The organism is Winogradskyella poriferorum (assembly GCF_050618035.1).
GTDB classification, from domain to species: domain Bacteria; phylum Bacteroidota; class Bacteroidia; order Flavobacteriales; family Flavobacteriaceae; genus Winogradskyella; species Winogradskyella poriferorum_A.
Genome location: NZ_JBODPY010000001.1, coordinates 947,747 through 972,335 on the forward strand (window position 1 = coordinate 947,747; position 24,589 = coordinate 972,335).

Here is a 24,589-nt window from a genome sequence, read left to right on the forward strand (position 1 = left end):
AGTCTTTTAGTTAAAAATTAAACCAATAAAGCTTTAATATTTGTTGCAAATAACTTCACTGCAATCGCTAGCAAAATTACACCAAAAACTTTTCTTATTATGTTAATTCCATTAGTTCCTATAATACGCTCAATTTTAGCAGAAGTTTTTAGAACTAAGTAAATGACTAGAACATTACTAACAACGGCGACAATTATATTTTGAATATCAAATTCGGCACGTAGAGAAAGTAAGGTTGTTAAACTACCTGGGCCAGCGATTAGTGGAAACGCAAGAGGGAATACAGAAGCCGTTAATGCATTGTTATCATCATCTTTATATAATGTTATTCCAAGTACCATCTCTAAAGCAATAAAGAATATTACGAATGCTCCTGCAACTGCAAACGAATTAACATCAACGCCAATAAGGCTTAATAAACTTTTTCCAAGAAATAAAAATAAGATCATAATAACACCAGCAATTAAGGATGCCTTCTCACTTTGGATATGACCAACTTTTTTTCTGAGATCAATAATTATTGGGATATTTCCAATAATATCGATTACTGCAAATAATACCATAAATGCAGTAAATATTTCTTTAAAATTGAATTGCATTATAACGATTTAAATTTCGCCGCAAAGGTGCGACTTAATTACAGATTTTCAATATTAAATTACTGTAAAGTTTAATTATTTTTGTGATATGTTTCAATTAGGTAAAACACTGGTTTCAGAAGACATTATCGAAAAGGATTTTTTATGTAATCTTTCAGCATGTAAGGGTGCATGTTGCGTAGAGGGTGATGCTGGTGCGCCTTTAGATGAGGAAGAAGTAAAAATTCTTGAAACAATCTATCCTAAGGTAAAGCCATTCCTTAGAAAAGAAGGTATTGAGGTTATAGAAGCTCAAGGCACATCTGTGACAACATCATATGGAGAATTAGAAACACCTTTAGTAAATGGTGCTGAATGCGCTTATGTAATATATGACGAAAAAGGCACTGCCTTATGTGGAATTGAAGAAGCCTATAACCAAGGTGAGGTCAATTGGAAGAAACCCGTTTCATGTCATTTATATCCTATTAGGACAAGATCATATTCTGAATTTACAGCTGTTAACTACGAAAAGTGGGAAATATGTGATGATGCCTGTACTTTAGGAAAAGAGTTGCAAGTTCCTATTTATAAGTTTGTAAAAGAGGCCTTAGTGCGAAAATTTGGCGAAGACTGGTATGCTGAATTGGAGAAAATCGCACAAGAAAATTTCAAAAAGTAGTCTTACAGTTTTTCAGAAGAGAAAAAGTTAAATTCTTCCAATAAAAGAAACTTTTTACTGCATAAAATTTTATTTCATAATTTATTTTCTTTTCAGATTTCTGAAGGAATTTTTATTTGGTTTGGTTTTTTTCATCAAATTTTCAACAAAAAATTCAATCGTAGTAAACACGCCTTATTAGGTTATTATTAATAAGATATTACCTACAAAAAATCAAATATTTTTAAAATTAAAAAATATTTATAAAATACTGAAAATCATTTATTTAAATTGAAAATGAAAGAGGATTAGGATTTTTTGTGCAATTCTAAGTGTTGTTAAAAACTTGTTGACAATGTTTCTAAAATTGCCTTTCATTATACTGTACATTTTTGAATCTTTGTCAGTCCCAGGTCTTAGTAAATTTTTTCGTTTAATTTTCAATAAAAGCAATTAGAACATGTCGCAAGCAGTAGAGCCAATTTTAGCAGAAAACAAAGATAGATTTGTAATTTTTCCGATTCAACACCATGATATTTGGGAATGGTATAAGAAATCAGAAGCAAGTTTTTGGACTGCAGAAGAAATTGATTTACACCAAGATCTTACAGACTGGTCTACAAAGTTAAATGACGACGAAAGATACTTTATTAAGCATATTTTAGCCTTTTTTGCCGCAAGTGATGGAATCGTAAATGAAAACTTAGCTGAAAACTTTGTAAATGAAGTACAATACAGTGAAGCTAAGTTTTTCTACGGATTCCAAATTATGATGGAGAATATCCATAGTGAAACCTACTCTTTATTAATTGATACCTATGTTAAGGACGAAGCTGAGAAAGACGTTCTTTTTAAGGCAATCGAGAATTTTCCTGCTATTAAGAGAAAAGCCGATTGGGCCTTAAAATGGATTGAGTCTCCAAGTTTCGCTGAGCGTTTAATTGCTTTTGCAGCAGTTGAAGGTATTTTCTTCTCAGGTGCATTCTGTTCTATTTTTTGGTTAAAGAAAAGAGGACTTATGCCGGGATTAACTTTCTCTAACGAGTTAATCTCGAGAGATGAAGGTGTGCATTGTGATTTTGCTGTGCATCTTCATAACCACCATTTAATTAATAAAGTGCCTAAAGAGAGAATTAGAGAAATTATTGTTGATGCCCTAAATATAGAACGCGAGTTCGTTACGGAGTCGTTACCAGTAAGCTTAATTGGTATGAATGCCAAATTAATGACGCAGTATTTAGAATTTGTAACCGATAGACTTTTAGGAGAACTTGGTTGCGAAAAAGAATACAATGCAAGTAATCCATTCGATTTCATGGATATGATATCACTTCAAGGAAAAACTAATTTCTTTGAGAAGCGTGTGTCTGAATATCAAAAGGCAGGTGTACTTAACAAAGAAGAGGAGAAAGATAAATTTACTTTCGACGCTGATTTTTAATTGAATTAGTTCTAGCAATAGACAAAAAATTCAATGCCAATTCTATGCCTTTTTCAATGAAGGCGTAGTCCAAAAAAAAAATTAATAATTCAACTAAGTGGTTATTATATTTTAATAGCCACCATAACTAACTAACGGTTTTCTGAATTGGTGCATTCAGAAGACACTTAAAACTAACTGATATATGTATGTAATTAAAAGAGATGGCCGCAAAGAACCAATGATGTTCGACAAGATTACAGCTCGTGTAAGAAAGCTGTGTTACGGATTAAACGAACTAGTAGATCCGGTAAAAGTAGCAATGCGAGTAATTGAGGGCTTATATGATGGCGTAACAACAAGCGAACTCGATAATTTAGCGGCAGAAATTGCGGCTACGATGACAACCAGTCACCCAGACTATGCAAAATTAGCGGCAAGAATATCAGTTTCTAACTTACATAAAAACACCAAAAAATCTTTCAGTGAGGTCATGGAAGATTTATATACATATGTCAACCCAAGAACGGGAAAGAAAGCACCACTTTTATCTGATGAAGTTTATAATGTAATTAAGGATAATAAGGATAAGTTAGATTCGGCAATTATATATAACCGTGATTTCGGCTATGATTATTTTGGGTTCAAAACTCTTGAGCGTTCCTATTTATTAAAGCTTAATGGTAAAATTGCTGAACGTCCACAGCATATGCTCATGCGTGTTTCCATAGGGATTCACCTTAACGATTTAGATGCTGCTCTTGAGACATACGAATTAATGTCTAAGAAGTACTTTACACACGCAACACCAACTTTATTTAATTCGGGTACGCCAAAACCACAGATGTCATCTTGTTTCTTGTTAACCATGAAAGAAGATAGTATTGATGGTATTTACGACACTTTAAAACAAACTGCTAAAATATCACAATCAGCAGGTGGAATAGGATTGTCTATTCATAATATTAGAGCTACAGGAAGTTATATTGCTGGGACCAATGGAACCTCTAATGGTATCGTGCCAATGTTAAGAGTATTTAATGATACAGCACGTTATGTTGACCAAGGTGGAGGTAAGAGAAAAGGAAGTTTTGCGATTTACTTAGAGACTTGGCATGCTGATATTTTTGATTTCTTAGATCTTAAAAAGAATCATGGTAAAGAAGAAATGCGCGCAAGAGACTTATTCTATGCGATGTGGATTTCTGATTTATTTATGAAGCGTGTTCAAGAAGATGGAGAATGGACTTTAATGTGTCCAAATGAATGTCCCGGTTTGGCAGACACACATAGTGAAGAGTTTGAAGCACTTTACACTAAGTATGAAGCAGAAGGGAAAGGACGTAAAACGATTAAGGCAAGAGAACTTTGGGAGAAAATCATGGAATCTCAAATTGAAACAGGTACGCCTTATATGTTATACAAAGACGCAGCTAACCGTAAGTCTAACCAGAAGAATTTAGGGACCATAAAATCATCAAACTTATGTACTGAGATTTTAGAGTATACTTCTCCTGATGAGGTAGCTGTATGTAATTTAGCTTCAATTGCATTACCAATGTTTGTAAAGAATGGTGCATTTGATCATAAAGAGCTATTTAGAATCACAAAGCGTGTTACTAAGAACTTAAACAGAGTTATCGATAGAAATTACTATCCAGTTAAGGAAGCTGAGAACTCTAACATGCGTCATAGACCAATTGGCTTAGGTGTTCAAGGTTTAGCAGATACGTTTATAAAGCTTCGTTTACCATTTACGAGTGATGAGGCAAAAGCTTTAAACCAAGAAATTTTTGAAACCTTATACTTTGCTGCTGTAACAGCATCAATGGAAGAAGCTAAGGTAGACGGACCTTACCAAACATATGAAGGTTCACCAATTAGCCAAGGAGAATTTCAACACAACCTTTGGAATATAAAGGATGAAGAGCTAAGCGGTCGTTGGGACTGGGCAAAACTTAGAAAGCAAGTAGCGAAGAATGGAGTTCGTAACTCTTTATTAGTTGCACCGATGCCTACTGCAAGTACGTCGCAAATCCTTGGTAATAATGAGTGTTTTGAACCGTATACCTCTAATATTTACACAAGACGTGTATTATCTGGTGAGTTTATTGTAGTAAATAAACATCTTTTAGAAGATTTAGTAGAGCTAGGATTATGGAATGAGTCAGTGAAGCAAGATATCATGAGAGCTAACGGATCAATCCAAAATATAGATATCATACCAGAAGATATTAAGGAGCTATATAAGACGGTTTGGGAATTGAGTATGAAAGACATTATCGATATGTCGCGTCAAAGAGGTTACTTTATTGACCAATCGCAATCGCTTAACTTATTCATGGAAGGCGCAACAATGGCTAAGCTTACTTCAATGCATTTCTACGCTTGGAAGAGTGGATTAAAAACTGGCATGTACTATTTAAGAACTAAGAGTGCTGTTGATGCTATTAAGTTTACACTTACTAATAAGAAAAAAGAGGAGCCTGTTGCAGAGGCCGTGCAGGTAACAGAAGAGGCTGTAGTGGCAAAACAAAAAGCCAAAGCCGCTAAAACTGCAGCTAAATTCACGCAGGAAACTACAGAAGTAGAACCGATGTCTCCTGAAGAGATGAAGGCTTTAATCGCACAAGCAAAAGCCAATGAAGGCGATGACTGTTTAATGTGTGGATCTTAATCTTAATTGAATTATCATAAATAAAAAAGCACCTCAATTGAGGTGCTTTTTTTAATTTCTGTAAAGGGTATCTGTGCCCAAGTATTTGTCGTCTTTATTATAATACCAGGCTCTAACTTTTGGCATTTTTATACCATTGATTGTCGACTCTTCTGTGAGTAAAATGTATTCTCCAGAATCTTTTATTAATTTGCCAGAATCGTCTGTTTTAAAAAATTGATAAACCTCCATGGCATAGTTTTCAGGATTAAAGTAAAAATACCAAATGTCATTACCTACAGCCTTGTCATAGGTTACTTTTACAACTAAGTAGTCCTTACCTTTAAATGATCGCTTGAGAACTTCATTATCTATGTTTGTACCAGGATCGGTTAGTTTCATCGGGAGACCATACAAATAGGTATAGTAATTCTTATAGAGATTGGCTCTGTCACAAGACATGTTTTTTTCCTTTGCTGCCGCAGTATCCAAGATATTATCGTTATAGTACATTGTACATTCATTCTTGTCTAGGATATAGGAGGTTGTGATTGAATCCCTAGTGGCTTCAACACTAAAATATTGAGCAGGCAGATTAATTGAAATTGTGCTTGTTCTATCAGAGGCATTAGGAGTAGCCATCACAACTTTAAATATTGAATTAAACGAATTCCAGTTCCCAGATGGGTCATGATATTCGATGGTCTTTTTAATAAGCTCTTTAGCACTTATTTCCTGCGCGTACTGAAAAAATGTAATAAAGAAGAGTGCAACGGACAATAAAAATTTCATAAGTTATTTTTTTACAAATTACAACTTAATAAAAAAAGCACCCAATGCCGAACTTTACGGGAGGGTGCTTCATTTTATTGCCTTTTCAGGTCAATGGATTAATTAGCTTCCATTAATGCAAAAAACTTGTCAATATTTGGCATTAATATAATTCGTGTTCTTCTATTTTTAGAACGGTTTTCTCTAGTGTCATTAGAAACTAAAGGTTGGTAACTACTGCGACCAGATGCGATAAGTTGTTCTGGTTTAACACCGTATTTGTTTTGTAATCTTCTTACCACTGAGGTTGCTCTTAAAACACTAAGGTCCCAGTTATCTGCGATCTTATCAGTATTGATTGATCTAGAATCTGTATGGCCCTCTACCATAACATCTATACTTTCTTCAGATTTGATAACATCTGCAAGTTTTTCTAATACAGTATTAGCCTTATTGCTTAATCTATAACTACCAGTATTAAAAAGCATTTCGTCAGAAATTGAGATCATAACAACAGTTTCATTAATGTTAACTGCAATGTCCTCATCCTCATCCAAGTCAGACGTGTCCATAGACTTTTCTAAATTGTACTGGATCGCCAAATTCATTGAATCCTTTAATGTTTTAGCATTAGCTAATTTTTCTGGGTCTACTTTTTCTAAAGTAGAAAGCATTTTCTCCTTGCTTGCATTAGAGATTACAGTTCCATCAGCATTAACATCGAGTTTAATGTCGTTCTCAATTTTAAGACCTTCAACATCTTCATTTAAAGAGTTGATCTTTGCATTATAGTCATCAACCCTAGCTTGGATCTTTGCAAACTTTGTTTCGAGATCCTCTTTAGCGACTTTAGTTTTTGTAAGCTCACTTTTAATTTCACCATTTTCTTGTTCTAGCGCTAGATATTTCTTTTTAGAAACACAAGAGTTTAATACGATTACACTAAGTAATAGAATTGAAATTTTTTTCATTTGTTGGTTTTGAGTTATTGTTAATTCCATTTTATATACGACGAAAGTCAAGAAAAGGACGTTTAAAAGTGATTTTTTTGAATTTTTTTTAATGACCTCGAAGATTACATTACCTTGATATGTAATTACTTTCATATGCAATACGGTTTCACAGACATATTACAATTGCTAGGTGCGCTAGGTGTGTTTTTGTTTGGTATGAAAGTAATGAGTGATGCACTCTTATTATTGGCTGGGAATAAAATGAGATCCATCCTTGCTAGTATGACATCCAATAGATTTTTTGGTATTGCTACAGGCTTTCTTATAACTTCAGTTATACAGTCCTCATCGGCTACTACCTTAATGGTAGTTAGTTTTGCTAATGCTGGATTATTGACACTAACTGAATCCATAGGTGTTATAATGGGTGCAAATATTGGGACCACCATAACAGCTTGGTTAATTACCATACTAGGATTTAAAGTAAGTATGAATGCTATTGCTTTACCGCTGGTAGGACTTGGTTTTGGACTCACATTTTTAAAGAAAGCACAACTTAAGAACCTTGGAAATTTTATTATTGGGTTTGCTCTTCTCTTTATTGGACTTCAATTTTTGAAGGATGCAATGCCAGATATTAATAATAATCCAGAACTGCTGGCATTTCTTTCAAAGTATACAGATCTTGGTTATATCTCTATTTTACTTTTTTTATGTATTGGTACTGTATTAACGGTAGTAATTCAATCTTCTAGTGCAACAATGGCACTAACGCTTATTATGACCGCTCAAGGTTGGATACCTTTTGAATTAGCGACAGCAATGGTTTTAGGAGAAAATGTGGGTACTACCATTACGGCGAACTTGGCCGCGATTATCGGAAATTTTAGAGCTAAACAAACCGCAAGAGCGCATCTCATTTTTAATTTAATTGGTGTTTTATGGATGCTGATTTTATTTTATCCCTTCTTAAAAATGGTGAGTTGGTTAACTGAATATTTAGGGAATGATTCGCCTTATGTGAATGCTATGGCAATACCAGTGGCTATTTCGTTATTCCATACAACATTTAATATTGCTAATACATTATTATTAGTCTGGTTCGTAAATCCAATCTCCAAAATTGTGGAACGCATGGTTCCAGAAGTTGCCATGCAAGAAAAAGCTATTGAACAACCAAAATATCTGTCGAGCGATGTTTTAAAATATCCTGAAACAGCAATTGCGGCTATAACCCAAGAAACACAATATCTGTTTAAAAATGCAATATTTCAGATTGTATCTCATGCCTTAAGTATAAGTAGAACCGACATAAAATCAGATTTAAAAGTAAAGAAGGTTATTAAAAAGTCTACGACTGTTTTTGATACTGATGTAAGAGAACTTTATCAAACCAAGGTTAAGACTATCTATGGTAAGATTATAAGTTATGCGACAAAGGCACAAAGTGCTTTAGTCTTAAATGAAATGCAAAACAATCAAATATTGGAACTTAAAGTAGCTAATAGAAAGATGGTTGAGATATTAAAAGATGTATTGGAATTGAGTAGGAATGTTAACCAATATCTCAATTCTGATAATGAATATATAAAAAAGGAATACAACAAATTAAGGAATAGGACTGTAAAGGTTTTAAGGACTATTCATTTATTTAGAACAGTAGAAGACAACCAATTACATCATGAAAAATTGATTAAGCTAAAGAATGAAATCGTTGAAAAACCTATAACAAGTAATAGGTCAGTAAACGACTTGATTAAGAACGATTTAATTTCTGTAGAAATGGCATCCTCACTCTTCAATGACTACGACAATGTCAACAATATGATTGATAAATTAATTCAGGTTGCCGAGTTGCTTTATGGCAAAAAGGATACACTTATTGAAAATAATTCAAATTAATGTTATTCTGATTCTTCAGGACTATTGTTCGCAGTAGCTGGTTCAACAGAACTGTCATGAGCGCTGTAGTATTCCTCAAGAAGATTCATTGTTGCTGTTAGTAGATCTTTAGTTTCTAATAATAAACTAAAGTATAGTGTTGTATTTTTTGGACTTGATTCTTCGCTTCTAGTACGTTCAACTTGACGTTGAATTTTTTCTTTTACGAGATTAAAAACCACTGGTTTCTCAGCGAGAACGGATCCTATCATCTCAAAAGAACGCGATTCAAAAGCACTTTGTGTTGATTTAAATAAAGATTCTATTTTTTCATCTAAATCTTTAAGCTCTTTAATCTGGCTGAATTTTAGCTTTTTGTGATTATTGTTAATGTGCTTATGACTAGCTCGAGAAATATATTCTAGGGATTGGGTCATATCCTGTAAGTAACCAAGAATATTTATATAAAAATCACTTGCTGAGACACTTGGTTCTTCAAGATTTCTAATAAAATAAAAGATATTATCCTTTAGATCATCAATCTCATCAGACAGTTTAGTAATCTGTTTTCTGTTTTTCTTTAAGGAACTAAGGTTCTGAGTTGCCAAACCATTTATAGCTGACGTGTAAATTCTATTTCCACGTTTTACAACGTTGGCAATATTTGATGCACTCTCGTGAATTACACCTTGTGTTGATCTGCTTTCTGCTCTTTCAAGATGGTCTTCTTCGCGCTGTTCTTTAGTCTTCTTTCTGTGGGTAAGGTAGTTTTTAACCAATAAGAAAATGGCTAAAACAAATAACCCAATGAGTGCATAACCACCTCCAATAAATAAAATGTAAGCCATCAATGAAGCGGCAACGAATGCGCTTATCGCAGTGAAAAACCAACCACCAATAACATTGAGTACACCAGCAACCCTGTAAACAGCGCTTTCACTTCCCCAAGCTCTATCCGCTAAGGATGTTCCCATAGCAACCATAAAGGTGACATAGGTGGTTGAGAGTGGTAATTTCATAGAGGTCGCAATGGATATGAGTACACTAGCAACCATTAGGTTTACAGCAGCTCTCACCAAATCAAATGCAGGGCGATCCTGTTTTTTTAGAAATGTTGTTGGTTGTATAAACTGATTGTTGGTCCAATTTTTATAAGATTCGGGCAGTAATCTCATAACACTTTCATTTAAACCGATAGATAGTCTAACAATGTTTCTAGAAAGGAAATTGGGTTCAAAACGTTCCTTTACTTCGTCTTGGCGCGATAAGTCAACCGATGTTTTTACCACGGCCTTGGCCTTGCTAGAAAACCAAAGCGTCAATACCATAACCAATCCTGCAATCAACAATAATAGTGGTTCGGTCTGTACAGGTTCTCCGAGTGCCGTCATCACATAGTTAGAAGGCTGTACACCACTAGCAACCCAAGCCTCATAAGAGTTGTAAGCTGCAATAGGGACACCAATAAAATTTACAAGGTCGTTTCCAGCAAATGCTACGGCAAGCGCAAAAGTTCCGACAATAATAATTAAGGTGTAGATTTTAGCATTGAAAAGCCGTATTGCTAAAAAGGATAGTACAGTACATACTAAAAAGCTAATTCCTATAAATGTATATGGATTTGTGTTTAAAAACTCATTGACTGACGCCGGAATGAAAGTCGCATTTTTTAACCCTTTGATTATGATAAAGTACATAATAGAGGTTATGGCAAAACCACTAAAAATGGAGCTATAAATAACAGGTTTTTCGTCAAACTTAAAGGACAATAACAGTCTAGAGATATATTGGATAATGGCTCCTATGGTGAAGGCCACAACAACTGAAAGCAGTATGCCGAGAATTATTTCAATTGCCTTTGAGTTATTAATGTAGTTGGTTAAATCTGTAATGCTTTCGGCATCATTGCTATATATTTTAATTAAAGCCACAGCAACAGAAGCACCCAAGAGTTCGAATACAATGGATACGGTTGTTGAGGTGGGCAAACCGAGTGTATTAAAGAAGTCCAAGAGTAAGATATCTGTGAGCATTACGGCCATAAAAATGATCATAATCTCATTAAACATAAATTCTCCTGGATTAAATATCCCTTTCCGTGCAACCTCCATCATACCACTACTAGTAAGTGCACCAACGGCTACACCAACACTAGCTACGATCATTATCGTTTTAAAGGAAACTGCTTTAGAACCTATTGCTGAATTTAAGAAGTTAACAGCGTCATTACTTACACCAACGACTAAATCTGCGATTGCAAGAAAGGCCAAGGCGGCAAGCATGTAAACATAAAGATTCTCCATGTTAAGGAATCATAAAATTGAATGCAAAATACCTTAAATATTTTGAACGTTGTGTTACCTAATTGTTATTTTTAAATAGGGCCAAATCAATGCTTAAGCCACTATAAAACCTTAATAATATAGTGGCTGAGCACTAAATTTTAAGAATACAAGACGAAAGTAAGAATAACTTTTCTTCTGTAATAATATTAAAGGACTCAAATCTATATTCTAAACCGAGTTGTAATTTTAATTTTTGAGATAGTAGCCAACCCATTTGTAATGTTGTCCGATGATCAACTTCTGGCTTTATCAAATTGCTACAACTCAAAAGTACTTCCATTGAAGCCATAACATAACTTTCTCCAACATCTAATTTCTCTCCATTTAGCGGTGCGTCTAATGCAAATCTGTATCTAAATCTAATGATAGTTAAGTCGTCAAATAGTCGCTGTTCCGTTCTTAATCTGTGTCCAAACCTTTTGGCTTCACTGGTTTTGGTATAATTAAATTGTTGTGTAAATCTAAGTTCATTGTCACCGCCATCTATAGATTCTCTAAACCTATACTGTATACCTAAACTCAGACTGTGATTGTAATCTAAACTATAGGTTGAAAAATGAACCAGGTCTAGTTGTCTATTTTCAAAATTGAAGGTTTCATCTTGATAAAGATAGTATCTAGATCTTAGTGCAAAATTTATTTTGTAATTGTTACTTGCATTATGATTTAAGGCAAATGCAGATTCACCCAATCCTTCAAAATTTTCTTGTGCAGAAAAATTGAAGCTTACCATGAGCATAAGTACTATAGAAATTGGTCTAGTACAAGACATGCTCATAAGAATTAGGATTTACAATTCTAGCTTCAACAAAATCCCCTTTACTATCAAATGTAAATTCTTTAATGGTTCTTGTTTTACCCTCCTTAACTTCAGCGATGATTTCGAACCTAGGCTTTAGATCTGTATTATTATTAATTATGGTTTTAAAAAAATCTTTGGGACTTAACGTGTTATTGAAAAGGAATTGTTTTTGAATTTTTATGATTCTGTGTTTGCCGTAATTGTTTTTTAAATAGCATAAAATGTTATCTGATATGGGCTTTGAAATGCCGCCAAATTTAGTCTTAACCTCTATGTCTTCAAGTTCACCATTAGTATTAAATTCAACACTATATCTAAGTTTATTGAGTTTAAATTTGGCCTCAAAACTTTGTTTCTCACCATCCATTTCTTTATAAAATCGTAGACGCTTGGCATGAGCGGGAATATGGTCAGTGACCTCAAGAGCATTAATAGGAAAGTCTTCTTTATTTATCCGTTCCTCTTTTTCATTTTTTGTTTGGGCATACGAAATCAGCGAGAAGAATAAGCATAGATATGTAATGAGATGAGTATTATATGTCTTTGTCATAGTGCGAAAAGGCCATTGGAAGCTTAAAGATAATAACAAATCCTATTAATAATTAGGACTGTAATGCAAACAATCTAAAAAATATAAAACATTAAAAAACAACTAGTTGCAAGTTTAATGTTAATTTAATGTTATGTAAATGTTGCACAAATGTAAAAAATATGTTATGTTTGTTAAGTGATAATTAAAAGCCCAAATAAAATGAAGAAGATATTTATACTACTAGTAATGTTAGCCGTAGGGTTCTCCTATGCTCAAGAGAAGAATACACCAAAAGTTGAAAAAGATGGTGATTTAACAATTGTAACCTATTTCCATGATAATGGTGAAGTTCAACAGATAGGTGCTTTTGATATAAACGGGAAACTTCATGGTGAATGGAAAAGTTTTGACAATAATGGTAATAAGGTCGCTATAGGTAATTATGATAGCGGTAAAAAAGTTGGCAAATGGTTTTTTTGGGAAGGTGATTCACTTAAAGAAGTTGACTACATCGATTCTAAGATTGTTAGTGTTAATCAATGGAATAATAAAACGAAAGTTGCTATAAGAGATAAATAACAAAATCCCTAACAGATAAATAAAAAGCTCTCCAATTTGGAGAGCTTTTTATTTAAACTAACTTGTAAATGTCCCTTAAAATTTAAAAGTATAGCCTAAAGAAATTTCAGTACCTGGTTCTCTTAATGTAAATACTTGGTCTTGCGCTCTGTACGACACATATTCGCTAAGTCTTGTACTATTAAGAATGTTATTAACTTTTAAATCAATTGAAGATCTTTTGTTTTCTCCAAAGGATTTATTTAATGTAAAGTTTAAACTATTAAAAGGTTTCGTGTAAACGTCTGGTACTTCTCTAATACCTACAACCTCTAAAGTTTCTCCCTGAACATTATAGAATAATCCAGTTCTAAATCCTTTCTCTGAGTCATTGTAGTTTAGACCAACGTTTATCAAGTAAGGAGCCTGTCCTTGTAGATCTCTTTTTCTATCAATAGTTTCACCATCTCGTGCACCAGCAACTCTTCCATCAAACTCATCATCTGACATGGTTAATTCAGACTTTATAACTGATACATTGGCATTAAATTTTAAATTGTCTAAGTCTTCAGAAATAAAACCTAGTCGCTGTCTTATTTCGAACTCGGCACCGTATACAATGGCGTCACCTAAATTACCAACAGTTAATTGAGTAGGTGCGTTTAAGAAGAATACTTGTTCAATTGGATCCGTAAAATCTTTATAGAAACCACTAAGTGCAAACATTTGTCCGTTATCACCAAAGAACTCATACCTTAAATCAAAGTTGTTTACATAAGTTGGTACAATATCAATGTTACCAATAAATAAACGGTTTGTGATTGGGTCAAAAATCTGCGACACCGATGCTTCTTTAAATGAAGGACGTGCTGTTGTTCTCGAATAAGATGTTCTTAAATTGGCATTATCATTTAACGCATATATCAGGTTTGCTGATGGGAAAAAGTCAAACTCATCTAAGATAAGGTCGCGATCAAAGAAGATGGTATTGTTATCTCTTGTACCTGTATAGAACGAATTAAAAAATTCTGTTCTCAAACCTAGTACCGTTTTCAAATTTTCATTGATGTTAAATTCTGTAGAGAAGTATGTGGCAGCAATATGCTGTTCACCTTCATAAGCATCAATAGGATTAAATACATCGATTGAAATAAGATAAGTTCCAGTATCTGAAGTTGGATTCCATACATTATCAGAATCAAGTAAATTATCTACATCACCATTTGCGATATAAGATTGATCACCTTGTATGTTAAAGGTATAATCGTCTATACTAAAATCTCTAAACTTATAGGTATAAGCACCACCAAACTTAATTTTAGCTGGGCGTCCAAATAAATCAATTGTTTTATCAAAATCTGCTTTACCAGCCCAAGATTCCTCTAGTAAGTTTCTCCATAATTGTATTGGAAAAGTAGACGCTGAAGGCGATAAGAAGGAATCACCATTATCACTTTGCTGTAATGGTGTAATACGATGACCTTTGTCCATTACTTTTGAGAAGGTTGGAGATAATTTCCATTCAAAATTCATGGCATTCTCCTCATCGCTAAGACGATGCTTACCACTAAATAATAAATTCGTGATAGATCGTTCTGTGTACGTAATCGAATTTTTAGTTAATGGCTCAATACCACCACCAGTACCATCCTGTGAAATCGTCTGGTTAAAGAAACCTGCAGTTGATTCACCATTTTGAATGTGTAATAAATTAACTCTATACTTAGATTTGTCTGTCTTGTAAGCCAATCCCAACATCCCATTAAGAATAACATTATTTATCCCTTCAGAACCACGAGAATCTAATGTTCCAACCAATTCGTTAATAGATCTGTCTTGTGGATTTTTAATATATGCACCATCAACTCGATTTTCATAAAAAGTTGTATTGTTTTTATAAGAAAATGATGCTAGGTAACCCAATTTATCGTCTCCAACCTCATATTGATTTCCGAGAGTAAATCCGAAATCAAAATTCATTCCACTAGTTTCTTGTTTCGCACGAAGCTCTTTTTGAAATCTATCTGTTAATGTGGTTAAAAGTAATTTGTTTTCAGATGTACTTGGAATTGGTTGATATCTGTTAATAGGAAGATTTCTTGTCCCATCATCAAAGCCTAGAATATCTGTGTCACTACCAGTTGATGTTAAGTAGTTATCATTAAAATGCATATCTGGATTATACCCACTACCAAGAGAAATAGAGTATTCTGGTCTTGAAGGATAATCTTTAGTGACAATATCTACGATACCACCTGTAAAATCGGCAGGATATTCAGCTGAAGCAGACTTTAAAACAATAACATTATCTAAAATATTTGTTGGGAATAAATCCATTTGAATGGTATTTCTATCTGGATCAAGACCTGGAATATCGACACCATTCAATATAGATTTGGTATAGCGATCTCCAAGACCACGAACGTAAACGTATTTTCCGCCTTGAATTGATACACCAGGTACACTTTTCACAGCACTAGCCACATTACCTGCACCAGTACTTTGTATTGCCTGAGCAGACAAACCATCTAAAACAACAACAGATTTTTTCTGCAGATTTAGAACTGCATTTTCTGTATTTCTCTTTGTTGAAGTTGTAATAACAACTGTATCAAGAGAGTTGGTTTCTAATACCACATCTAAAGTGAATGAACCACCATCGGTAATCACAACATCTGTAATTTCCTTTGTATTATAACCTACAAACGAAAACACTAAAGTATAGGTGCCTTCCTCTAATTCAAGTTCATATTTACCATCAAAGTCTGAAGTTGTTCCTTTAGTAGTGCCTTTAACAAGGATATTAGCAAAGGCCATAGGCTCATTAAAGTCTCCATCAATCACGGTACCAGATACTTTACCTTGAGAAAATGATATTAAAGACATCATTAAGAAAACACAAACCAAGATGTTTTGTATGTTTTTCATATATAAAATTATAAGAACCCATCACCTACCTAGTAAGTGATGGGTTTTATTGTAAAATGTTTTTTAGAATCCTAAACCACCCGCAACATTCGAGTAAGTCCAGCTTAAATTTGAAGTAGTTGCTCCAACAGTTTCAGAACCAGCTGAAACCGCAGTTGCAGTTGAACCAAAACCTGTAACCATTACGTTTTCTGCCTTATTTACGAAAATATCAGCTACATCAGTAACACCTGCAGGTAATACTATTTCCCAAGTTCCAAAAGTTAATAAACCATTATTATAGTTAGTGGCAACACCATCATTATCTAATTCCACATCAGATTCATCTTTAAAACCAAAGGCAAATACATTTTCAGTAAATCCTTGTGCGTTACTTCTGTAATCAGCATACTCACCGTTTGAAGTTACTGTATTTCCGATAATTGTAGCATTTCTTAATGTGAATTCACCACTTCCAGTACCTTCTGGGCCATCAATTTCAAAAGCGTGGTCAGAGATGTCTCCTAAAACCACTACAGCATTATCAATAGTACCAGAATAAGCCTGGTCAATATCTAAAGCATCATCACCTTGTGCCCATACTAATAAGTTAGAAGCATCTACAGTACCACCAAAAAATTCGATACCATCATCAACATTTGCTACAACTTCGATATTGTCGATTAATGTACCAGACCCAACACCACCAAGTGTTAATCCGTTGATTTCATTTCCTTCTCCAATTAAGGCACCACCATGGCGAATAGATACATAGCTTATTGCGCCTGAACTGTCAGCTGCATCTGTACCACCATACAAGCCAAATGTATCGTCTGCAGGAATACCTTCTATTTGTGCTTCTAAAATGTCACCAGAAAATGAACATGGTGCATTACCTAAAACTATAAGACCTCCCCATAAACCTCTATCATCTTGGTCTAAATTAGTTCCTGCAGTTTGTCCACAGCTAATGTTATCACTTGTAGAAGTAAAAATAATTGGCTGGTCAGCTGTTCCTTGTGCATTTAAAGTTCCGCCTCTTGCAACAATAAGTGCAGATGCTAATGATCCTGTACCTGCAGATCCTTTAATAATTGTTCCTGGATTGATTGTTAATGTTACACCATCTCCAACAACAACTTTTTGATTCAATTGATAAATATTGTCTGCAGTCCAAGTTGTACTTACAGCAATTAATCCAGTAACTGGGATAACCGGACAGTCGTCTCCTCCATCAGGATTGTTATTATTTATAATTGTAGTTTCTTCAATAATTATAGGCGTGTCGTCATCTTTAAAACATCCTGTAAATACTAGAGTTGAAGCTAATAATGCGGTTAAAATTACTTTTTTCATGAGTTAAATATTAAATAACAGTTTTCTTTTATAATTGTGATGCAAAGAAACAGCCTTAATCTGTCTAAGGGGTTAATCAAAAATTAAACATTTGTAATTAAAAGGTTAGAATTATGTTAGCTTAACTTTAAGTGGTTTCACAATGAGGCAACATTAATTTAACATAGCTTCAAGTGAATATTGACCTTTAATTATTTACAGATTTAAACCTCAAATTTTTATCTTGCCGATACGAAAACTATCTGTAATGAATTGGGACCAATTACTCTCACTTAAACGCTATGGCGACACTAACAAACGACTCAGAAAAGAACAAAATGAAGGCCGTTTAGGTTTTGAAGTTGATTATGATAGAATAATTTTTTCTTCAGAATTCCGAAGTTTACAAGATAAGACTCAAGTTGTTCCTTTATCTAAAACAGATTTTGTACATACCAGATTAACGCATAGTTTGGAGGTTAGTGTTGTGGGAAGATCACTCGGACGAAAGGTTGGAGAATTGCTCTTAAAAAAGCATCCACATTTAGAAACGACCCACGGTTTTAAGATGAATGATTTTGGCGCTATCGTAGCATCAGCCGCTTTGGCTCACGATATTGGGAATCCTCCATTTGGACATTCTGGAGAGAAAGCCATTGGTGCCTATTTCAAACAAGGTGATGGTACTTCATTTAAATCTGAGATGTCTGCAAAAGAGTATCAAGATTTATGTGATTTTGAGGGTAATGCTAATGGCTTTAAAATTCTTACTGAAAGTCGTGAAGGTAGAGAAGGAGGTTTAAGGTTAAGCTATGCCACTTTAGGGGCTTTTATGAAATATCCTAAGGAGTCATTACCAAAAAGACCAACAGCGCATATTGCAGATAAAAAGTATGGGTTTTTCCAAAGTGAAAAACAAATGTTTGTTGAGGTTGCTAATGAACTTGGTCTTACAAAAAGAAGTAATGAGCACTTGAGTTTCTGTAGACATCCACTAGCCTATTTAGTAGAAGCTGCAGATGATATTTGTTACACGATAATAGATTTTGAAGACGGCATTAACCTTGGTTTAATTGATGAGGATTATGCACTTGAGTATTTAATTAGTTTAGTACGAGACACTATTAATACACAAAAGTATAACGTATTAAAGTCCAAACAAGATAGGGTTAGTTATTTAAGAGCACTTGCCATTGGTAATTTAATAAATGAGGCAGCAAGAGTCTTTATGGATAATGAAGACGATATTCTTCAGGGAAAATTTGAATCTGCCCTATTAGATGTCTGTAAATTCAAGGCACAGATAGAGGATATTATTGCCATCAGTGTTAAGAATGTATACCAGTCTAAAGAAGTGATTGATAAAGAAATTGCTGGTTATGAAATATTGAATCAATTGCTAAAATCATATGGTAGTTTAGCTTACAATAGCTACAACGGAGACTTGTCTAGCTATGACAAATTATTGCTAAAAACGCTTCCAGAAAATGTTGTTTTTAAAGACGATTCGCTCTACGATAATTTAATAACAGTCTGTTTATTTATATCAAAATTATCTGATTCTAACGCTATGTTACTGTATAATAGGCTTAAAGGAAATCTAGCCTAATAATGCATTTCATCGATTAAATTTGTTATTTGACGTTATTTTGACTTACTTTAAAGTCTAATAACCTCCAAATAACCTACTTATGAAAAACAATATCCTTGGAGGCTTGGTCATTTTCATGGTTGTAGTGACTTGCCTAATTATGATAGACGATATTTCTCAAGGTGAAAATCAAGAGCTTAATCAAGTAAAATCTGAAGTTGAGAAAATTGACAAGGACAATAATCTAGCTGTGATCGATCATTCGTCTTAAATCATCAATTTTAGCGCGTATACTATCTGCATTAAGGTTTTGAGTACTTCTTAATTCCGAAACACTACCGTGTTCTACAAATTCATCATTAATACCCATTTTTACAATAGGATTTTTAAAGTTGTGGTCATTGGCAAAATTAACTATCGTACTACCAAATCCGCCAATTAAAGATCCATCTTCAATGGTAATAATGGCTTCATAGTTATTGAAAATAGAATGGAGTAAGGCTTCATCTAAGGGCTTAATGAATTGCATATCATAAAAACCAATACTTTCACTATTCGTTAAAGTAAGTAATGCTATTTCCACTTCGCTTGCTATAGTTCCGATAGAAAGTACTGCAATTTTTTCACCTTCGTTTAAGCAAACCCCTTCACCTATTTTTATTTGAGAATAAGGCTTTTTCCAATCTATAATATTACCCTTTCCTCTGGGATATCTTATGGCAATAGGTTGTTCGAGTCCTAATTGAGCAGTATATAAGATGTTGCGCAAAGCAACAGCATTACGTGGTGCAAAAATAATGAGATTAGGAATACAATTGAGATAAGCTAAATCAAAAACACCATGATGTGTTGCACCATCTTCACCAACCAGACCTGCTCTGTCTAAACAAAATACAACGGGTAAATTTTGTAAGGCAACATCATGAATTATCTGATCGTAAGCACGTTGTAAAAATGTAGAATAGATATTACAAAAGGGAATAAAACCCTGTGTTGCCAATCCTGCTGACAGAGTAACGGCGTGTTGCTCGGCAATTCCAACATCAAAGGCGCGCTCTGGAATGGTATCCATCATTAATTTAAGTGAACTTCCGGTTGGCATTGCAGGTGTAATACCAACTATACGTTCATTTTGTTTGGCAAGATCAACTATGGTTTCACCAAAAACATCTTGATATTTTGGTGGTTCATCCGCTTTTATTTTTGGAACAAGTTCACCGGTTTTTGCATCAAATTTTCCAGGTGCATGGTATTTAACCTGATCTTCTTCAGCTGGTTTTAAGCCCTTACCTTTTGTGGTAATTACATGGAGTAACTTTGGACCTTCTACCGTTTTTAAGCGTTCTAACTCATTAATTAATAAAGGCAATTTATGACCATCAATTGGACCACTATAGTCAAAATTTAAAGCTTCAAAGATGTTATCTTGATTTTGTGTACCTTTTTTTACGTTGGTTAAATATTGTTTTAATGCACCAACACTTGGGTCTATGCCAATAGCATTATCATTTAGAATAACGAGTAAGTTGGTGTTTGTTACACCAGCATGGTTTAACCCTTCAAAAGCCATACCGCTAGCAATTGATGCATCACCAATTACAGCAATATGTTGACGATCTTCATTTTTTAACTTTGAAGCAATTGCCATTCCAAGTGCGGCAGATATTGAAGTAGAGGAGTGCCCAACACCGAAAGTGTCGTAGTGACTTTCACTTCGTTTAGGGAAACCACTAAGTCCATTAATCTGCCTATTGGTATGAAATTTATCTTTTCTTCCTGTTAGAATTTTGTGACCATAGGCTTGATGACCAACATCCCAAATAAGTAGATCTTCAGGTGTATTGAACACATAATGGAGTGCAATAGTTAATTCCACAACACCTAAACTGGCTCCTAAATGCCCTTCTTTTACAGCTACAATATCTATTATAAAATCTCTTAATTCTTTACATAAATATTGGAGTTGTTCCTCACTGAGTTGTCTAAGATCAGTAGGCGAATTTATATGTTCTAATACCTTTGTCTCCACCCAACAAAAATACGAGAAATACTTTGCGGAATAAAACTGTAATATATCACCTAGCGCTTAAGAATTCATAAATAAAACCATGAGAATTGATAGTGTTTTTATCAATAAGGCCTATGGTTTTACAATCTTTTAATAATTTGTTATTTTCGTAAAAAAAATTGCAAAGGATGAAATGATAGTCATCCCCTAACTTTTACTAATTATTTTTTAAGATGAAAAAAAACTACATCGGTTTTCTATGGCTTTTTACACTTCTTTTTGTTGGGCCTTTTGTAACTGCACAGAATTATTTAGATGATTCACAATTTGGAATCCTTATTTCAGATTATTTGAAGGAGAATCAAGAAAAGTTTAATTTAAATAATGAAGATTTAGACAATATCATTGTAAGAGATGCCTATTCAGATGATGCAGGTATAAATTATGTTTATTTAAATCAGACCTATCAAGGTGTTGATATTTTCAATGCTATTTCTACTGTTGTGATTAAGGATAATCAAGTCTTTTATTATGCCAATAGATTTTTAAATGATGTAGCTGGAAGAATAAATACTGCAACACCAGCGCAATCACCAGAGTCAGCAATTATTGCATTAGCTAACCACTATCAGTTAGGGACACCTAACGGTTTAACTCAACTTGAAAAAACGGGTAATAATTACCTTTTTTCTAGAGCTGATATTGCTCAAAGAGATATCAATGTAGAACTCGTTTATGCCAATAAGGACAATCAACTTATTTTGGCTTGGGATGTTATCATTTTTCAAAATGATGGCTCACATTGGTGGAGTGTAAGAATTGATGCAACTACAAATGAAATCATTGATGTTAATGATTTTCTTTTAACCTGTTCATTCGAAGTAGACCACACGCATTTATCGCCGGAGCAAGAATTAAATTTCTATAATGAAATGATTTCTCCTTCGTCACTTGTTGTTGATGGCGCAAGCTATAATGTTTTTGCGCTACCAGCAGAAAGTCCAAATCATGGCCCAAGACAGTTGGTTGTTAATCCGGCTAGTCCTGTTGCTTCACCTTTTGGATGGCATGATGAAGACGGAGTTCCTGGCCCAGAGCATACTGTAACTAGAGGTAATAATGTTTTTGCAGCAGAGGATAGAGATGGTCAGGTTTTTACACCAGGATATCAGCCAGATGGAACTTCAACACTTACTTTTGATTTTCCATTAGATTTAAATCAACCGCCAGCTGGATATGAAGATGTTGCCATTACCAATTTATTCTATTTGAATAATATGATGCATGATATTTGGTATCATCATGGATTTGATGAGGTTGCAGGTAACTTCCAATCTAACAATTACGGTAATGGAGGATCACAAAGAGATGAAGTTGTAGCTGATGCACAAGATGGAAGTGGTCTTAACAATGCCACGTTTGGAACTCCTCCAGACGGCCAAAATCCTATTATGACTATGTTCTTATGGGCTCCAGTAGGACCTTTAAATGATCCATTAGAAGTTTCTAATGGTACTGCAGCAGGCAATTATTCTGGAGTTGAGGCTAATTTTGGAGGCCCATTATCAACCACTCCTATAGATGCTCAATTAGCATTAGCTATAGATATTACTGCAGACGTTTTAGATGCATGTGATCCCTTATCAAATACTGCATTTTTAGATGGTAAAATTGCTGTTATAAGAAGAGGAGAGTGTGAATTTGGATCTAAGGTTCTTGCAGCTGAGAACGCAGGCGCTGTTGCTGTACTTATGGTAAACAATGTTCCAGGAGACCCAATTACGATGGGACCAGGTGCAGAGGGAGATGCTGTAACCATACCATCTATAATGTTATCACAAGCCGACGGAGAGGCAATTATTGCTTCATTAGCTAATAATGCTAATACAATTAATGCCACTTTAGTGAACAATGGTCCTTTTCAAATCGATGGTGACTTTGATAATGGTATTATAGCACACGAATATGGACATGGTATTTCCAATAGAACAACAGGAGGGCCTTCAGCAGCAAATTGTCTGTTCAATGCTGAACAAATGGGTGAAGGCTGGTCTGATTGGTTTGGTTTAATGATTACAATGTTCGATACAGATACTGCAGATGATCCGCGTGGTATTGGAACCTTTGCTGTAAGTCAGGCAACTACAGGACCTGGTATTAGACCTAGACGCTACAGCCCAGACTTTACTATTAATGAATTGACTTATAGTGTAACTAACAATCCGAGTATTAGCCAACCTCATGGTATTGGATCTGTATGGGCGACTGTACTTTGGGATTTAACTTGGGCGTATATTGATAAATATGGTTTTGACTCAGACTTATATAATGGTGATGGTGGAAACAACAAAATCATGGAACTCGTTGTTCAAGCATTAAAAATGCAACCATGTAGCCCTGGATTTATTGATGGTAGAGATGCACTTTTAGCAGCTGATACACTTTTAACAGGAGGTGTTGATCAATGTACTATTTGGGAAATCTTCGCTGCTCGTGGTTTAGGTTATAATGCAACACAAGGCGATTCAGACATTCGAACTGATCAAGTTGAAAACTTCTCTATGCCACCAAGTGATGATCCATCATTAGATAATTGTTCTGACTTATTGAGTATTGATGAATTTTCAGTTAATGGGTTAGATGTTTATCCAAATCCAACACAAACTGAATTAACGATTAGAACTAAAGAAGGATTAGGAAACGTAAGAATTACCTTAATCGATATCAATGGTCGAGTAGTAATGAGTCAAGAAAGCGATTTATTAAACACGGTAATCTTAAATACTTCGACTCTTAAGACTGGAGTTTATTTACTTAATATTAAAGGTGATACTGTAAACTATAATGAGAAGATAATTAAAAACTAATTATCTTGAGTTTATGATAAACCCATATGATGACACTTACTTTATGAAAAAAGCCCTTCAGGAAGCTGAAGAGGCTTTTCATAAAGGTGAAGTACCAGTTGGTGCTGTTGTTGTTATTCAAGATAAAATTATTGCGAGGTCTCACAATTTAACTGAGCTATTAAATGATGTTACAGCGCATGCTGAAATGCAAGCTATAACTTCAGCCTCTAATTTTTTAGGAGGGAAATATTTAACGGGTTGTACACTTTATGTGACTTTAGAACCATGCCAGATGTGTGCAGGAGCCTTATATTGGAGTCAAATATCTAAAGTGGTTTATGGCGCTACAGATGAGAAACGTGGCTTTACAGCTTTAGGCGCAAAACTTCATCCAAAAACCAAAATTATTGGTGGGATTCTAGAGGAAGAGGCATCCACACTAATGAAGCGTTTTTTTATAGAAAAGCGTAATCTTAATTAAAAAAAAACGCCCAACCATAGGCTGAGCGTTGAAACTGTAATAAAGTATATCTTATAGTTTGGTTATGTTAGCCGCAACCATACCTTTTCTTCCTTCTTCTTCTGAGTACTCAACATTATCGCCTTCTCGAAGCTCTAAACCGTTAAGGTTAGATACGTGTACGAAGATGTCTTTTCCTGTTTCGTCGTTTGTAATAAATCCAAATCCTTTTGAATCATTAAAAAATTTAACTGTTCCAGTCATTATAAATAAATAAAAATT

General features: G+C 34.3%; 19 protein-coding genes. 9 read left to right on the forward strand and 10 right to left on the reverse strand.

The window, feature by feature from the left end:
• Positions 1-17 precede the first annotated feature (17 nt).
• On the reverse strand, positions 18-599 hold the full coding sequence (locus ACRHOC_RS04245) for a MarC family protein (protein ID WP_431157305.1): 582 nt from the start codon (positions 597-599) through the stop codon (positions 18-20).
• Between the two features lie 88 nt (positions 600-687).
• Here ACRHOC_RS04245 and ACRHOC_RS04250 point away from each other — a divergent pair, with 88 nt between their 5' ends.
• The 3 genes from ACRHOC_RS04250 to ACRHOC_RS04260 all read left to right on the forward strand — a co-directional run bounded on the left by ACRHOC_RS04250 (position 688) and on the right by ACRHOC_RS04260 (position 5,336).
• On the forward strand, positions 688-1,260 hold the full coding sequence (locus ACRHOC_RS04250; protein WP_431157306.1) for a DUF3109 family protein: 573 nt from the start codon (positions 688-690) through the stop codon (positions 1,258-1,260).
• Positions 1,261-1,699: 439 nt separating this feature from the next.
• On the forward strand, positions 1,700-2,680 hold the full coding sequence (locus tag ACRHOC_RS04255) for a ribonucleotide-diphosphate reductase subunit beta (RefSeq protein ID WP_431157307.1): 981 nt from the start codon (positions 1,700-1,702) through the stop codon (positions 2,678-2,680).
• Between the two features lie 184 nt (positions 2,681-2,864).
• On the forward strand, positions 2,865-5,336 hold the full coding sequence (locus ACRHOC_RS04260) for a ribonucleoside-diphosphate reductase subunit alpha (RefSeq protein ID WP_431157308.1): 2,472 nt from the start codon (positions 2,865-2,867) through the stop codon (positions 5,334-5,336).
• A gap of 51 nt (positions 5,337-5,387) precedes the next feature.
• Here ACRHOC_RS04260 and ACRHOC_RS04265 read toward each other — a convergent pair whose 3' ends face one another.
• Positions 5,388-6,107 (reverse strand): DUF6503 family protein, encoded by a 720-nt coding sequence (locus ACRHOC_RS04265; protein ID WP_431157309.1) that lies wholly within the window; start codon positions 6,105-6,107, stop codon positions 5,388-5,390.
• Positions 6,108-6,205: 98 nt separating this feature from the next.
• Positions 6,206-7,057 (reverse strand): OmpA/MotB family protein, encoded by an 852-nt coding sequence (locus ACRHOC_RS04270; protein WP_431157310.1) that lies wholly within the window; start codon positions 7,055-7,057, stop codon positions 6,206-6,208.
• 135 nt (positions 7,058-7,192) lie between these two features.
• On the opposite strand from ACRHOC_RS04270, the gene ACRHOC_RS04275 reads away from it, so the two are divergent.
• Positions 7,193-8,941, forward strand: coding sequence for a Na/Pi cotransporter family protein (locus ACRHOC_RS04275; RefSeq protein ID WP_431157311.1), 1,749 nt, complete (start codon positions 7,193-7,195; stop codon positions 8,939-8,941).
• 2 nt (positions 8,942-8,943) lie between these two features.
• On the opposite strand, the gene ACRHOC_RS04280 is transcribed toward ACRHOC_RS04275, so the two are convergent.
• The 3 genes from ACRHOC_RS04280 to ACRHOC_RS04290 all read right to left on the reverse strand — a co-directional run bounded on the left by ACRHOC_RS04280 (position 8,944) and on the right by ACRHOC_RS04290 (position 12,617).
• Positions 8,944-11,223 (reverse strand): inorganic phosphate transporter, encoded by a 2,280-nt coding sequence (locus ACRHOC_RS04280; RefSeq protein WP_431157312.1) that lies wholly within the window; start codon positions 11,221-11,223, stop codon positions 8,944-8,946.
• A 133-nt stretch (positions 11,224-11,356) separates the two neighbouring features.
• Positions 11,357-12,037 (reverse strand): DUF2490 domain-containing protein, encoded by a 681-nt coding sequence (locus tag ACRHOC_RS04285; RefSeq protein WP_431157313.1) that lies wholly within the window; start codon positions 12,035-12,037, stop codon positions 11,357-11,359.
• The gene (locus ACRHOC_RS04290) at positions 12,024-12,617 is read right to left on the reverse strand and encodes a hypothetical protein (RefSeq protein WP_431157314.1); all 594 of its coding nucleotides are present in this window, start codon (positions 12,615-12,617) and stop codon (positions 12,024-12,026) included. Before ACRHOC_RS04290 ends, ACRHOC_RS04285 begins: the two co-directional genes overlap by 14 nt.
• Positions 12,618-12,818: 201 nt before the next feature.
• Here ACRHOC_RS04290 and ACRHOC_RS04295 point away from each other — a divergent pair, with 201 nt between their 5' ends.
• Positions 12,819-13,178, forward strand: a complete 360-nt coding sequence (locus ACRHOC_RS04295) for a toxin-antitoxin system YwqK family antitoxin (protein ID WP_431157315.1) — start codon at positions 12,819-12,821, stop codon at positions 13,176-13,178.
• A 75-nt stretch (positions 13,179-13,253) separates the two neighbouring features.
• Here ACRHOC_RS04295 and ACRHOC_RS04300 read toward each other — a convergent pair whose 3' ends face one another.
• The gene (locus ACRHOC_RS04300) at positions 13,254-16,085 is read right to left on the reverse strand and encodes a TonB-dependent receptor domain-containing protein (protein WP_431157316.1); all 2,832 of its coding nucleotides are present in this window, start codon (positions 16,083-16,085) and stop codon (positions 13,254-13,256) included.
• A gap of 63 nt (positions 16,086-16,148) precedes the next feature.
• Positions 16,149-17,420 carry a hypothetical protein gene (locus ACRHOC_RS04305; RefSeq protein WP_431157318.1) on the reverse strand — a complete coding sequence of 424 codons (1,272 nt, stop codon included), beginning with the start codon at positions 17,418-17,420 and terminating at the stop codon, positions 16,149-16,151.
• A 247-nt stretch (positions 17,421-17,667) separates the two neighbouring features.
• Between ACRHOC_RS04305 and ACRHOC_RS04310 the strand changes: the two genes are divergently transcribed.
• Entirely contained in the window at positions 17,668-19,008 is a 1,341-nt protein-coding gene (locus tag ACRHOC_RS04310) for a deoxyguanosinetriphosphate triphosphohydrolase (RefSeq protein WP_431157319.1), read from the forward strand.
• A gap of 82 nt (positions 19,009-19,090) precedes the next feature.
• The gene (locus ACRHOC_RS04315; protein ID WP_431157320.1) at positions 19,091-19,261 is read left to right on the forward strand and encodes a hypothetical protein; all 171 of its coding nucleotides are present in this window, start codon (positions 19,091-19,093) and stop codon (positions 19,259-19,261) included.
• Here ACRHOC_RS04315 and ACRHOC_RS04320 read toward each other — a convergent pair.
• Positions 19,235-21,019: a 1-deoxy-D-xylulose-5-phosphate synthase gene (locus ACRHOC_RS04320; protein WP_431157322.1), complete on the reverse strand. Its 1,785-nt coding sequence runs from the start codon at positions 21,017-21,019 to the stop codon at positions 19,235-19,237. The two genes, ACRHOC_RS04315 and ACRHOC_RS04320, sit on opposite strands and share 27 nt — an antisense overlap.
• A 212-nt stretch (positions 21,020-21,231) precedes the next feature.
• On the opposite strand from ACRHOC_RS04320, the gene ACRHOC_RS04325 reads away from it, so the two are divergent.
• Positions 21,232-23,865, forward strand: coding sequence for a T9SS-dependent M36 family metallopeptidase (locus ACRHOC_RS04325; protein ID WP_431157323.1), 2,634 nt, complete (start codon positions 21,232-21,234; stop codon positions 23,863-23,865).
• A 13-nt stretch (positions 23,866-23,878) separates the two neighbouring features.
• Complete coding sequence (locus tag ACRHOC_RS04330) at positions 23,879-24,328, forward strand: nucleoside deaminase (RefSeq protein ID WP_431157324.1); 450 nt, start codon at positions 23,879-23,881, stop codon at positions 24,326-24,328.
• 51 nt (positions 24,329-24,379) lie between these two features.
• Here the strand turns inward: ACRHOC_RS04330 and ACRHOC_RS04335 are convergent, their stop codons facing one another.
• On the reverse strand, positions 24,380-24,571 hold the full coding sequence (locus tag ACRHOC_RS04335) for a cold-shock protein (protein WP_431157325.1): 192 nt from the start codon (positions 24,569-24,571) through the stop codon (positions 24,380-24,382).
• Positions 24,572-24,589: the final 18 nt, after the last annotated feature.